This is a genomic window from Nocardia sp. NPDC004654, from assembly GCF_040609595.1.
Lineage (GTDB): Bacteria > Actinomycetota > Actinomycetes > Mycobacteriales > Mycobacteriaceae > Nocardia.
On sequence record NZ_JBEXKI010000004.1, the window covers coordinates 334,642 to 348,033 of the forward strand.

At 69.8% G+C, this 13,392-nt stretch carries 11 protein-coding genes; 2 read left to right on the forward strand and 9 right to left on the reverse strand.

Annotated features, from left to right (window positions below):
* Positions 1 to 57 precede the first annotated feature (57 nt).
* From rpmA to ABZV58_RS15855, 9 genes are all read right to left on the reverse strand, one after another.
* Complete coding sequence (gene rpmA / locus ABZV58_RS15815) at positions 58 to 324, reverse strand: 50S ribosomal protein L27 (protein ID WP_068065451.1); 267 nt, start codon at positions 322 to 324, stop codon at positions 58 to 60.
* Between the two features lie 22 nt (positions 325 to 346).
* Entirely contained in the window at positions 347 to 658 is a 312-nt protein-coding gene (gene rplU / locus ABZV58_RS15820) for a 50S ribosomal protein L21 (protein ID WP_068065454.1), read from the reverse strand.
* A gap of 297 nt (positions 659 to 955) precedes the next feature.
* Positions 956 to 4,111 carry a translation initiation factor IF-2 N-terminal domain-containing protein gene (locus ABZV58_RS15825; protein WP_355000842.1) on the reverse strand — a complete coding sequence of 1,052 codons (3,156 nt, stop codon included), beginning with the start codon at positions 4,109 to 4,111 and terminating at the stop codon, positions 956 to 958.
* 534 nt (positions 4,112 to 4,645) lie between these two features.
* Entirely contained in the window at positions 4,646 to 5,062 is a 417-nt protein-coding gene (gene ndk, locus ABZV58_RS15830; protein WP_355000843.1) for a nucleoside-diphosphate kinase, read from the reverse strand.
* A gap of 44 nt (positions 5,063 to 5,106) precedes the next feature.
* A complete protein-coding gene (locus ABZV58_RS15835; protein WP_355000844.1) occupies positions 5,107 to 6,018 on the reverse strand; it encodes a hypothetical protein in 912 nt (303 codons plus the stop codon).
* 88 nt (positions 6,019 to 6,106) lie between these two features.
* Positions 6,107 to 6,544 (reverse strand): DUF4233 domain-containing protein, encoded by a 438-nt coding sequence (locus ABZV58_RS15840; protein WP_355000845.1) that lies wholly within the window; start codon positions 6,542 to 6,544, stop codon positions 6,107 to 6,109.
* A gap of 38 nt (positions 6,545 to 6,582) precedes the next feature.
* Positions 6,583 to 7,953 carry a folylpolyglutamate synthase/dihydrofolate synthase family protein gene (locus tag ABZV58_RS15845; protein ID WP_355001155.1) on the reverse strand — a complete coding sequence of 457 codons (1,371 nt, stop codon included), beginning with the start codon at positions 7,951 to 7,953 and terminating at the stop codon, positions 6,583 to 6,585.
* An 83-nt stretch (positions 7,954 to 8,036) separates the two neighbouring features.
* The gene (locus ABZV58_RS15850; RefSeq protein ID WP_355000846.1) at positions 8,037 to 10,715 is read right to left on the reverse strand and encodes a valine--tRNA ligase; all 2,679 of its coding nucleotides are present in this window, start codon (positions 10,713 to 10,715) and stop codon (positions 8,037 to 8,039) included.
* Between the two features lie 238 nt (positions 10,716 to 10,953).
* On the reverse strand, positions 10,954 to 11,904 hold the full coding sequence (locus ABZV58_RS15855; protein WP_355000847.1) for an NAD(P)/FAD-dependent oxidoreductase: 951 nt from the start codon (positions 11,902 to 11,904) through the stop codon (positions 10,954 to 10,956).
* A 91-nt stretch (positions 11,905 to 11,995) separates the two neighbouring features.
* Here ABZV58_RS15855 and ABZV58_RS15860 point away from each other — a divergent pair, with 91 nt between their 5' ends.
* Complete coding sequence (locus ABZV58_RS15860) at positions 11,996 to 12,595, forward strand: XRE family transcriptional regulator (protein ID WP_355000848.1); 600 nt, start codon at positions 11,996 to 11,998, stop codon at positions 12,593 to 12,595.
* Positions 12,596 to 12,698: 103 nt separating this feature from the next.
* A complete protein-coding gene (locus tag ABZV58_RS15865; protein ID WP_355000849.1) occupies positions 12,699 to 13,391 on the forward strand; it encodes a hypothetical protein in 693 nt (230 codons plus the stop codon).
* Position 13,392 lies beyond the last annotated feature (1 nt).

A 13,392-nucleotide genomic window follows, 5' to 3' on the forward strand; every position in this document is an offset into this window, starting at 1 on the left:
AGCGGGCCAGGGTGACATACCCTGACCCGCTCGGCTTGTGTCTGGACGGCTAGGCGGTCAGGCCTGAACCGGCTCCGGGACGACGATGTTGACGGTCTTGCGGCCGCGCTTGGTGCCGAACTGGACCGCGCCCGCCTCGAGGGCGAACAGGGTGTCGTCACCACCGCGACCGACGTTCACGCCGGGGTGGAAGTGGGTGCCACGCTGACGCACCAGGATCTCGCCGGCCTTGACGGTCTGGCCGCCGAAGCGCTTGACGCCGAGTCGCTGGGCGTTGGAATCGCGTCCGTTCCGGGAGCTGGACGCGCCCTTCTTGTGTGCCATAGCTGAGTCTCCTCGGGATGTCTTACTTGATGCCGGTGACCTTCAGGACCGTCAGCGGCTGACGGTGACCCTGGCGCTTGTGGTAGCCGGTCTTGTTCTTGAACTTGTGGATGCGGATCTTGGGGCCCTTGGTCTGCTCGACCAGCTCCGCGGTCACCGAACGCTCGGCCAGCTTGGCCGCGTCGGTGGTCAGTTCGGCGCCGTCCACCACGAGGACGGGCGAGAGCTCGACGGCGGAACCCGGCGCACCCTCGATCTTTTCGACCTTCACCAGGTCACCGACCGCGACCTTGTACTGCTTTCCGCCGGTCTTGACGATCGCGTACGTTGCCATCGGTCGGCTTCCTCCACTCGATGTCTTCTCGTGCTTCACTCACGCCGCAAGTCGCGACGTGAATTCTCTTGGCTGGTGCTGCACGGGGCGCATACCTCGCTGCGTCAGCAGCTTCGGGCGCATCGCCAGGCAGCGACCGTCCAAGGCTACCAGACCCCAGGTCTACGACCCAATTCGCTGGTCGGCAGCCTCCCGGCAACCTACGCCACGCGCGGTTTCCACCGAGCGGACCGGCGCCGGAACGGTTTCGGCCGGTCGCCCCTCTCGGGTCCGACCGGCCGAATCGCCATGCTCTTCTCAGTTCGGCGTATCGACCGGCGGCGGGCCCGCGGGACGGCCGACGGCCCTGCGCCGCGGACGTGCGCGCTGCGGCAACTCGACCGGCTCCGGTTCCGAGTAGTCGACGGCGGGCGCGGTGTCCTGATCGCCACTCGACAGCACGAAGACCGCTCCGGCACTGTCTGCCGAAGGAGCGGCCGCCGAACGCGCCACGCGGCGACGGCGACCCGTCTGCGGGGGCGCCGGTTCACCGTTGGCAACCGACCTATCGGCGGTGGCGACAGCGGCTTCCGCGACGGCGGGCTCCTCCCCCACCGGCGGCACCGGCTCGGCCGCGGGCTGCTCGACCTCCGCCACCGAAACCGGACCGGTCTCGGCGGGGACTGTCGCCACCGGCTCGGCGACCGGCGCCTCGACCTCGGCGACCGGCTCGACCTCGGCGGCCTCCTCGGACACCGTCTCGACCTCGGCGGCTTCCTCGGCCAGCGTCTCTTGCGCGGCGGCCACGGCGTCGGCCACGTTCGCCGCCACCGCGTCGGCATCGGTCGCGACGACCTCCACCTCGGCGACCTCGGCCTGTTCCGGCTCGGTGTCCGTGGCGGTGTGCGCGGCCATGGCCAGCGCCACCGGATGCGCCCGCCGCACGGCGGCCTCTTCTTCGAGCGACTCGCTCGGCTGCGGCGTCCCGTTGGTTGCGGACACGGCGGCCGCGCTCTTGTCCTTTCCGCGGCGACGACGCGAACCGCTCTCGCGACGGGTCGAGGTGTCCTCGGCGGCCGACGGCTCCACCGGATAGGTGTGCACCAGGATGCCGCGACCGTGGCAGTGCTCGCAGGTGGTCGAGAACGCCTCGACCAGACCGGTGCCCAGCTTCTTGCGGGTCATCTGGACCAGGCCGAGCGAGGTGACCTCCGAAACCTGGTGCCTGGTGCGGTCCCGGCCGAGCGCCTCGGTCAGGCGGCGCAGCACCAGGTCGCGGTTGGACTCCAGCACCATGTCGATGAAGTCGACGACGATCATGCCGCCGATGTCGCGCAGCCGCATCTGGCGCACGATCTCCTCGGCCGCCTCCAGGTTGTTCCTGGTGACGGTCTCCTCCAGGTTGCTGTTGCCCGAACCGGTGAACTTGCCGGTGTTCACGTCGATGACGGTCATGGCCTCGGTGCGGTCGATCACCAGGGTGCCGCCGGAAGGCAGCCACACCTTGCGATCGAGCGCCTTGGCCAGCTGCTCGTCGATGCGGAAGGTCTCGAACACGTCCACGCCGTTGTTCTCGTGCCGGGAGACCCGCGCGAGCAGGTCCGGCGCGACGGTGCGGATGTAGTTCTCGACCGTGCTCCACGCCCGGTCGCCCTCGATGACCAGCCGCGAGAAGTCCTCGTTGAACAGGTCGCGGATGACCTTGACCAGGAGATCGGGCTCCTCGTACAGGGTCTTCGGCGCGCCGCCGTCCTTCTTGGCCTGCTCGTCGATGCTGCGCCAGGTGCTCTGCAGCCGCTCCACGTCGCGGGCCAGCTCGGCCTCGCTGACGCCCTCGGAGGCGGTGCGGATGATCACGCCCGCGTCGGCGGGCACGATGTCGCGCAGGATCTCCTTGAGCCGCTTGCGCTCGGTGTCGGGCAGCTTGCGGCTGATGCCGGTGGAGGTGCCGCCCGGCACGTACACCAGGAAGCGACCGGCCAGGCTGATCTGAGTCGTCAAACGGGCGCCCTTGTGGCCGACCGGATCCTTGGAGACCTGAACGAGCACCTGATCGCCCGGCTTGAGCGCCTGTTCGATCTTGCGCTCCTTGCCACCGAGCCCGGCGGCCTCCCAGTTCACCTCGCCCGCGTACAGCACGCCGTTGCGACCACGGCCGATGTCGACGAACGCCGCCTCCATGCTGGGCAGCACGTTCTGCACCTTGCCGAGGTACACGTTGCCGACCATGGACGCCTGGCCGGTGTTGGTGACGAAGTGCTCGACGAGGACGTTGTCCTCGAGCACCGCGACCTGGGTGGCGGTGGGGTGCTCGGAGAACGACTTCTCGCGCACCACCATCACCCGGTCGACCGCCTCGCGGCGGGCCAGGAACTCCGACTCGGTCAGGATCGGCGGGCGGCGGCGACCGGCCTCGCGACCGTCGCGGCGACGCTGACGCTTCGCCTCCAGGCGGGTGGAGCCGGTGATGCCCTGCACCTCGTCCGAGGCGGCGCGGTTGCGGCTCTTGTTACGCGGCTCGCGCTCGTGCACGACCGTGTTCGGCGGGTCGTCGTCGGCGGGCTCGGCGTCGCCGCCCTCACCGCCGACCTTCCTGCGGCGACGGCGACGGCGACGGCGGCTCGCGCCCTCCGGCACCGACTCGTCGGACTCGGTGTCGGTGTCGGCCTCGTCGGTCGGCTCGGCGGCTTCCGCGCCCTCGGCGGTCTCGGCGCCGCCCTCGTCCTCGGCGTCGGTCTCGGCCTGCTCGCCCTCGTCGCCCTCGACGTCGGAGTCGGCGTGCTGTTCGCCACGGCCGCGGCCACGACCACGCCTGCCCCGTCGCCTGCGGCGCGGCTGCCCGTCACCCTCGCCCTGCTGCTCGGCGGTGTCCTGCTCGTCCTCGGTGGTGTCGGGTTCCTCCTCGACCACCTCGGGGGCCGCGGTCTCCTCGGCGCGTTTGGCCTCGCGTTCGGCGCGGCGACGCTTGCGCATATCCTCGGCGACCGCCGCGTCGGGCGACAGGAACAGCGGCGCGGCGACGGACGGCGCTTCGAAGACCGGCGGCGCCTCGACTTGCGGCTCGCGCTGGGCGGCGTGAGTGAACAGCTGGGTCGGCTGTGCCGGCGTGCTCGCCGCGGTCGGGTGTCCGGTGTGTTGCTGATCCGGTGCGGAGAAGAGCAACCCGCTCGGCTGCCCGGCCGGCTCCGGCTCGGCCGCGTCGGCCGCCTCGGCTGCTGGGGCCGGAGGTTCGGCTGCCGCGGCGGGCGTCGTCGTCTCGGGTTCGGTGGCGACGAGTGCGTCGCGTACCGATTCCGCGACCGCCCGGTCGACATTGGATTGCGCGCTGCGCGCGTCGGCGCCCAGCTCGGTGAGTTTGGCCAGGATGCGCTTGCTCGTCACTCCCAGCCGCTTGGCAAGCGCGTGAACTCGGATTCGCTCCGGCAATTGATCGGCATCCTGTGATGTTGTTTCCAGCGGCTCTTGATCGGCCACGAAGTCTCCTCGAGCCCCCGGGCGCGTCCCTCCCGGTACGGAGTGACGCGGCCAACGCGGGGGCGCTGTCCGTACACCTCACGCCGTCGACGCGAGGTCCTGTGGTCTCGCCCCGCGTGCCCGGTAGTCACCTGGTTCTTCGTCTTCGGGCTAACTGGTCACGCGGCGCCTGGCTGTTGGCTGAACTCCGCGGAAACGAGCGCTCATCCAGCGTGCCGACGCGAACTCCCACACCCTCAGCAACCGGGCGCGGCTGTCCGTGGCAGCGATGATCGGCATCGAACCGCGGTGTCATCCGGTCGGCATCGCCACCCACGATTCGCGTACCTGCGCGAACTGCCGGTGTCGTTGACGACCACTGCCAGTATCCCACACCGCGCGCCAGTGGTTCGCCATCGGCGCGTGAGCGGCCCGATGCTCGGGGTTTGCCGCCTCGCTTCGACCCAGTGCGACAAGGGCCGATGCGGTGCGCGGGCCGTGCGGACTTCGCCGCGCCGCCGTGGTGCGGCGGCGCGGCGAGTTACGCGGGGAAGCTCAGGCGGGGAACTCCGGGAACCAGAGTCCGATCTCGCGCTTGGCCGACTCCGGGGAGTCCGAGCCGTGCACGAGGTTGTACTGGGTCTCGAGGGCGAAATCGCCGCGGATGCTGCCCGGCACCGCCTTCTCCACGGGGTCGGTGCCGCCGGCGATCTGCCGGAACGCGGCGATGGCACGCGGGCCTTCCAGGACTGCGGCGACGACCGGGCCGGAAGTGATGAACTCGATCAAGGAGCCGAAGAACGGCTTCTCGGCGTGCTCGGCGTAGTGTTCCCCGGCCAGTTCCTCGGACACCTGCTTCAGCTCGAGGGCCGCGATCTTCAGGCCCTTGCGCTCGATACGGGCCAGCACCTCGCCGACCAGGCCACGGGCCACGCCGTCCGGCTTGATGAGTACCAACGTCTGCTCAGTCACGGCGCACAGCCTAATTGACTACTACTCCCGGTACCGAACCAGCGTCAGCCGCGATGCTCCCATCCCCGTTCGGTGCGCGTCAGCTCGACGAAACCGCAGTCCAGCAGCAGCGGCAGCGACTCGTCGCCGGGGTCGAGGTAATCGAGCAGACGGTCGATCCCGCCGAGCCGCAACCAGGACGCGACCTGGCCGAACAGCCACCGGACTACCTCCGGCTCACCCTCCGTCCGACACACGTCTGCCCAGCCGCCGAGCCGCGAGATCCGCTCCGGCGACGCCAGGTCGGTGTCGATCTCGAGGTAACCGAGATCCGCGCCGCCGCGGTGCGCGGTGAAGCGAGTGCCGAGTTCGCCCATGCTGCGCCGGACCGCGAGATCGGCGGATACGGGCCGAGGCAGGTCATCGGTCGACGCGACGAGGATCAGCTCGACGCTGTGCTCCGCACCCAATTCCCAGCCGGTGCGCCGGAGCAGGTCGCCGAGGTGCGGCCACTGCGCGGGGAGTCCGTAGGTGGCCGGCGCGGGGAGCTTTCCGTCGAAGTAGCGGGACCGGACGCGCCAGCGCTGGAACTGCGCGAGGCATGCAGCCATCAGCGCGTCCGCCGCGGGCGCAGCCGAGCGCAGCCAATCCTCCGGGCCGGTCGGGTCCCAGTTCGCGGCGACGAGCCACTCCAGTACTCCGGCATCGCGGTAACTGTCGGACACCTGCGAGCCCACGCCGTACCGCAGCAGATGCGCCGCGGCTACCACCGCACCGGCTTGTTCGGCGACCAGGGTGACCCGTTCGACGACCCACGGATCGATGATCGTTTCGGTCGGACGCCGTTCCATCTGGCTCAACACGGTGTTGACGGAAACGGATACACCGGGGATGACGGCCGCGATGTGCGCGTTGACAAGCCTGGTCAGCTGGTCGCGATCGTCGCGACGGAAGGAACGGATGACGAAATCGGGCATGACGAATCTCCGGTGTTCGGTCGAGAACGCTCGACGAGGGGGATCCGCCAGGGGGACGGTACGGCGAAAACTATAGCAGCGCAGCCGGTTACGCCCGCCGGTTCATCCGCTGGCTGGGCAGCAGCCCCTGGTCCATACGGCGCTTGACGTCGGAACGCAGGATCAGAATGAATGCCCAGACGGCCAAGAACAGCAAGCCGATGACGCCGATGGAGATGTGGATGAACGCGCCGAGAATCACCAGCACCTGAAGACCGAGGTTGAACCCGAGCGCCCACGGACGGCGCTGCAGACCGGCGCCGAGGATCATCAGCAGCGCGAGGACAACCAGATAGCTGCCGGAGAGCCAGCTGATCCCGCCGCCGACGTCGGCGACGACCGGCAGCGCGAGCAGCACCACGATGGACTCGAGGACCAGCGTGCCCGCCATGACGCCGCGCAGACCCTTCCACGGATCGGGCGCGGACGCCGCGGCCGGTTGTTCGGGCGCGGCCGCGTCCTTGTCGCGCTCGCTTGGCTCACTCATGCCGTGTTCACCGGCCCCTTCGTGGTTTTCGCCGCCACTCACGCGGGATCCTTTCCGAACAGTGCGCGCGCCGCCCCCGCCGTGACGACCGAACCGGTGACGATGACACCCGCCCCCGAAACAGCCTCGCCGGGATCGCCGACCTCTTCGGCGATGGCGATCGCGGTCTCCAGCGCGTCGGGCAGCGTGTCGGCGGTGACCACGCGCTCGTCGCCGAAGCGCTGCACCGCCAGGTTCGCCAGGCTGTCGACGTCCATGGCGCGCGGTGAGCCGTTGGTTGTGACGACGATCTCGTCGAACACCGGCTCCAGCGCCTCCAGGATCCCCGCGGCGTCCTTGTCGCCGAGCACCGCGATCACGCCGACCAGCTTGCGGAAGTCGAATTCCTCGCCGAGCGTCGCGGCCAGCGCCCGCGCGCCCGCCGGGTTGTGCGCGGCGTCGATGAAGATGGTGGGCGCGCTGCGCATTCGCTCCATGCGGCCAGGGCTGGTGACCGAAGCGAAACCGGCGCGCACCGCGTCGATGTCGAGCTGACGTTCGGCGCCCGCGCCGAAGAACGCCTCCACCGCTGCCAGCGCGAGCACCGCGTTGCGCGCCTGGTGCTCGCCGTGCAGCGGCAAGAAGATGTCGTCGTAGACCCCGCCGAGGCCCTGCAGTTCGAGCTGCTGGCCGCCGACGGCGACGCGGCGCGCGAGCACCCGGAACTCGGAGCCTTCGCGGGCCACCGCGGCATCTACCTCGACGGCCCTGCGCAGCAGGACGTCCATCGCCTCGGGTTCCTGCTGCGCGATCACCGCGACGGTGTCGCGCGGAACCAGGCTCTCCGGCGCGCGTTTGATGATCCCGGCCTTCTCCCCCGCGATCGAGGCGAGGTCGGGCCCGAGATAGTCGACGTGGTCCAGCCCGATCGGGGTGATCACCGCGACCTGTCCGTCGATCACGTTGGTGGCGTCCCAGGTGCCGCCCATGCCGGTCTCCACGACCGCCACGTCGACAGGGGCTTCGGCGAACGCCGCGTAGGCCATGCCGGTGAGCACCTCGAACTTGCTCATCGCCGGACCGCCCGCCGTGGCCGACTGCGCGTCGATCATCTCGACGTAGGGCTGGAGTTCGCGGTAGGTCTCGACGTACTTGGCCGGGCTGATCGGCGCGTTGTCGATGCTGATCCGCTCGGTGGCCAGCTGCAGGTGCGGGCTGGTGATGCGGCCGGTGCGCCGGTGCAGCGCGGTGAGCAGCGCGTCGATCATCCGGGTGACCGAGGTCTTGCCGTTGGTGCCCGCGATGTGGATCGCCGGATAGCTCTGCTGCGGCGAACCGAGCAGATCCATCAGGGTGGCGATGCGGGTGAGCGAGGGCTCGATCTTGGTCTCCGGCCAGCGCTGGTCGAGTTCCGCCTCGACCAGCGCCATCTCGGCGAGTTCCACCGGCGACGGCCCGGACCCGAGCCGGGCGCCTCCGTCGTCGTCGCGGTACTGCCGCTCCGGCTCCTCGTTCACTTGACCGCCAGTTCCGCGAGCCGCGCCCCGATGCGCTCCACCTCGGCGGCGGCGACATCGCGACGGTTCTTGATCTTGGCAACCACCGGTTCTGGCGCCTTGGCGAGGAACGCCTCGTTGCCGAGCTTGGCCTCGGTACCCGCCAGTTCCTTCTCCGCGGCGGCCAGATCCTTCTCCAAGCGGCGGCGTTCGGCGTCCAGGTCGACCGCGCCGGAGGTGTCCAGCTCGACGGTCACCGTAGCGCCGCTCAGCCGCACCTCGACCGAGGCGGTGGCGGCGAACTCGGGGCCGGGCGCGGTGAGCCTGGCGAGGTTGGCGACCGACGGCTCCAGCGCCGTCAGATCGGCCTGCTCCAGACCGATCAGTTTGGCCGCCACCTTCTGCTTGTCGGCGAGGCCCTGGTCGCTGCGGAACCGGCGGATCTCCGTGATCAACCGCTGGGCGTCCGAAACACGCTGCGCCGCAACGGTGTCGGTGGCGATTCCACTGGCCTGCGGCCATGCCGCGATCACCACGGACTCACCGCCGGTGAGCACCTGCCACAGAGATTCGGTGACGAACGGGATCACCGGATGCAGCAGTCGCAGCACCGAATCCAGCACGTTGCCGAGCACGGTCCTCGTCGCGGCCGCCCGCTCCTCGTCCTCCGAGAACTGCACCTTGGCCAGTTCCAGATACCAGTCGCACAGCTCGTCCCAGGCGAAGTGGTAGAGCGCCTCGCACGCCTTGCCGAACTCGTAGGCGTCGAAAGCCGAATCCACTTCCGCCAGAACCTGATCCAGGCGATCGAGGATCCACCGGTCGGGGTCGGTGAGCGCGGCGCGGTCGGGAAGCTCACCGGGCTGGGCGCCGTTCATCAGCGCGAACTTGGTGGCGTTGAACAGCTTGGTGACGAAGCTGCGCGAGGCCAGCGCGTGCGGCTCGCCGACGGACAGGTCACCACCCGGCTGCGCGCCGCGGGCCAGGGTGAAGCGCAGCGCGTCCGCGCCGTAGGCCTTGATCCAGTCCAGCGGGTCGATGCCGTTGCCGCGCGACTTCGACATCTTCTTGCCGAACTGGTCGCGGATCAGGCCGTGCAGGAAGACGTCCTTGAACGGCACCTGCACCGCGCCGGACTTGCCAGCGAGGATGGCCGGATCCTCGGAGACGAACATGCCGAACATCATCATTCTGGCGACCCAGAAGAAGAGGATGTCGTAGCCGGTGACCAGCACGCTGGTCGGATAGAACTTCTCCAGCTCCGGCGTGGCCTCCGGCCAGCCCATCGTGGAGAACGGCCACAGGCCCGAGGAGAACCAGGTGTCGAGCACGTCCGGGTCCTGCACCCAGCCCTCGGGGGCGGTCTCGTCCGGGCCGACGCAGATCACTTCGCCCTCGGGGCCGTACCAGATCGGGATGCGGTGGCCCCACCACAGCTGGCGCGAGATGGTCCAGTCGTGCATGTTGTCGACCCACTCGAACCAGCGCGGCTCCTGGCTGGCCGGGTGGATGACGGTGTCGCCGTTGCGCACCGCGTCACCGGCGGCCTTGGCCAGCGACTCCACCTTGACCCACCACTGCATGGACAGCCGCGGCTCGATGGGCTCGCCGGTGCGCTCGGAGTGGCCGACGCTGTGCACGTACGGACGCTTCTCGGCGACCACACGGCCCTCCGCGGCGAGCCGCTCGCGGACCTTGACGCGGGCCTCGAAGCGGTCCATGCCGTCGAATTCGGTTCCGGTGTTGGCGATGCGGCCGCGCTCGTCCATGATCGTCGGCATCGGCAGGTTGTGCCGCAGGCCGATCTCGAAGTCGTTCGGGTCGTGCGCGGGGGTGATCTTCACGGCGCCGGAGCCGAACTCCGGGTCGACGTAGTCGTCGGCGACGATCGGGATCTGACGGCCGGTGATCGGGTGCTCCAGGGTGGCGCCGATCAGCGCCTGGTAGCGCGGGTCGTCCGGATGCACGGCCACCGCGGTGTCACCGAGCATCGTCTCTACGCGGGTGGTCGCCACGATGACGTGCGGTTCGTCGTCGTTCAGCGAGCCGTAGCGCAGCGAGATCAGCTCGCCCGCGACTTCCTCGTGCTTGACCTCGATGTCGGAGATGGCGGTGCGTAGCTCGGGCGACCAGTTCACCAGTCGCTCGGCGCGGTAGATCAGGCCCGCGTCGTAGAGGCGCTTGAAGATGGTCTGCACGGCACGCGACAGGCCCTCGTCCATGGTGAAGCGGTCGCGGCTCCAGTCGACGCCGTCGCCGAGGGCGCGCATCTGCCACTGGATGGCGCCGCCGGACTCGCGCTTCCAGTCCCAGACCTTCTCGACGAACAGTTCGCGGCCGAAGTCTTCCTTGGTCTTGCCGTCGACGGCGAGTTGCTTCTCCACCACGGTCTGGGTGGCGATGCCCGCGTGGTCCATGCCGGGCAGCCACAGCACCTCGTATCCCTGCATGCGCTTGCGGCGGGCGAGGGTGTCCATCAGCGTGTGGTCGAGGGCGTGGCCCATGTGCAGGGTGCCGGTCACGTTCGGCGGCGGCAGCACGATCGAGTACGCGGGCTTGCCGCTCGCGGTGTCGGCCTGGAAATAGCCAGCGGCTACCCAGCGCTCGTACGTCTCGGCCTCCACGACGCTGGGGTCCCAGCTCTTGGGGAGGGCATCGGCACGATTACGCGAGTTGTCAGGGGCTGCGCTGGTCACTCCGTGATTCTAGGGGTTGGCTCGACATGACCTCGCCGCCTCCCCGCGCCCACGCTCCCGGCGCGGACTCGGCGGCACGAACCACAGGGGTGCGGAAACGAAAGGAGGCGGAGTCTTCGGTGGATGAGGGACACCGAACACTCCGCCTACGCCTCACAGCTTACCGGCGATCCGCGGAACAGCCCCGAATCCTCGAGCAATTCTCAGCTTTGGGCGGCACCCCGGGAACGCGACCGTTTCAGCGCACCGGAACAGAGACCGTGGACTCCTCTTCGACCAGGTCACCGTTGATCGCGATGGCGGCCGCCGAGCCCGCGCCCGCGGCGGAGATCACCTGGGCGCCCGGGTCGGCGACGTTACCCGCCGCCCACACCCCTGCCACGCTGGTCCGTCCGCGCGCGTCGGTGACGACCCAGCCGTCCGGACCCGTCGCGCAGCCGAGCGCGGCCAGCACGTCGCCGTTGGGCACGAAGGTGGGTGCGACGAACACCGCGGCGCGCGGCACCGCTCGCCCGTCGGCCAGCTCCACGCCGCGCAGCTCGCCGTCCTCGACCACCAGCCGCGCGACCTCGCCGGGCACGACCCGCACGCCACGCGCGGCGAGCCGGGCCAGATCGTGCTCGGACAACTCCATCGTGTGCGGGAAGAACGCCACGTCGGCCGACCATTGCGGCAGCAGCAACGCGACGTGCACAGCCCGCGCTACAGCACCCGGCTCGGTGCCGCCGAGCACGCCGAGCGGTCGATCACGCACCTCGTAGCCGTGGCAGTACGGGCAGTGCAGCACGTCCGCGCCCCAGCGCTCGCGTACGCCGGGCAAGCCGGGCAGCACGTCGCGCAGGCCGGTGGCGACAAGCACCCGCCGGGTCGTCAACCGCCCGCCGCCCGCCAGATGGAGCGTGAATTCGCCCGTGTCCTCGTTCTTTTCGGCGCCGATCACCTCGTCGTCGATCAGCTCGCCACCGTATCCCGCGACTTCCGCGGCGCCGATCGTCAGCAGCTCGCCGGGCGGGAGCCCGTCCCGCGACAGGAAACCGTGCATGTGCGTGGCGGGGGCGTTGCGCGGCGCTCCGCCCCTGACCACCGCGACCCGCCGCCGCGCCCTGCTCAACACCAGCGCCGCCGACAATCCCGCCGCGCCGCCGCCGACGACGACCACGTCGAGGATCGTCTTGTCTCTTTCGCTCATTCGCGATCACCTCCGGCGTTCAGGCTGCCGAGGAGGACCGGTATCGGCAACAATATTTGCCGTTTCCGGGAAGTGAGCGTGCACTGGGAACATGTACGACCAACCAGGCGTCACACAGGCGCTGGCCGAGATCGGCCCACGGCTGAAGGCGTTGCGCACCCACCGCGGCATCACGCTGACCGCGCTCTCGGCGACCACCGGCATCTCCAAGAGCACGCTCTCGCGGCTGGAGTCCGGACAGCGCAGGGCCAGTCTGGAATTGCTGCTGCCGATCGCGCTGGCCTTGCAGGTGCCGCTCGACGAACTGGTCGCGGCGCCCAAAATCGCCGACCCCCGCGTGCACACCACGCCCCGGCAGGTCAACGGCTACACCGTCCTGCCGCTGACCGCGCGGCCCGGCCCGCTACAGGCGTTCAAGATGATCCTGCCGCCCGAGCGCAAGGATCCCGATCCTCGCGTGCACGAGGGATACGAGTGGCTCTACGTGCTGTCCGGCAGGTTGCGGCTGGTCCTCGGCGAACACGACCTGATCATGGGTCCCGGCGAGACCGCGGAATTCGATACCCGGCAACCGCATTGGTTCGGCAGCACCGGGCGTGGGCCGGTGGAGATTTTGAGCCTGTTCGGCAGCCAGGGTGAGCGGATGCACGTGCGGGCGAGGCCGCGTCGCGCGGCGGCAACCGATCGGTAGGCCGACGACAAACCGGCCGGTCGCGACGAATCATCCTTTCCGTCGCGCGATCTCAGGGTTTTCCCGGTTGCCGAATCGGACCGGACTAGGGAGTCTGGAAGGGGTGAACCCCCCGCTCGATGCGCTACCCCTGCACTCCCCCGAGCCGCGCATGCCGCTGGCCGCCGTCGGCGCGCTGACACCGGTCGGCGTGCACGACCTGCGCGGTCGGACGATCGATGAATTGCGTTACCCCACAACGGCGGCCCTGATCTTCGCCGGAGTGCCCGGAGCGGGCAAGAGCACAGCGCTGCGGAAGTTCTTCGGTGCGACGGCGCAGGCCGAGGAGCCGCCCGCCGGACCGTCCGGTTCGATCGTCCTGGATTCCCAGCACGCGCGGAACCGCTGGCGGCACCGGCTCGGCTGGCTTCCCTATCCGCTGTGGCGTCCGGTCGTGCACGTCGCGCACTACGCGGGGATCAAGGCGGCGCTGCGGGACGCCGACGGTCCGGTGGTGATCCACGATTGCGGCACCTTCGGCTGGAGCCGCAGGATGATCGCGCGCTGGGCGGCCGCCTACCGCAGGGATCTGCACGTCGTCATGCTCGACGTGCCCCCGACGGTCGCCAGGGCCGGACAGTACGCCCGCGGCCGCCGCATCAACGGAATGTTCTTCACGTTGCACTGCCGCCGCTGGGACCGCCTGATCCGGGACCTGGACACCGAGGACCCGGACGCGCCCGTTCCGTCCTCGTCCGTCGTCATCGTGGACCGTTCCACCGTCGATCGCATGAGTCGCGTCGCGTTCGACGGCTGAA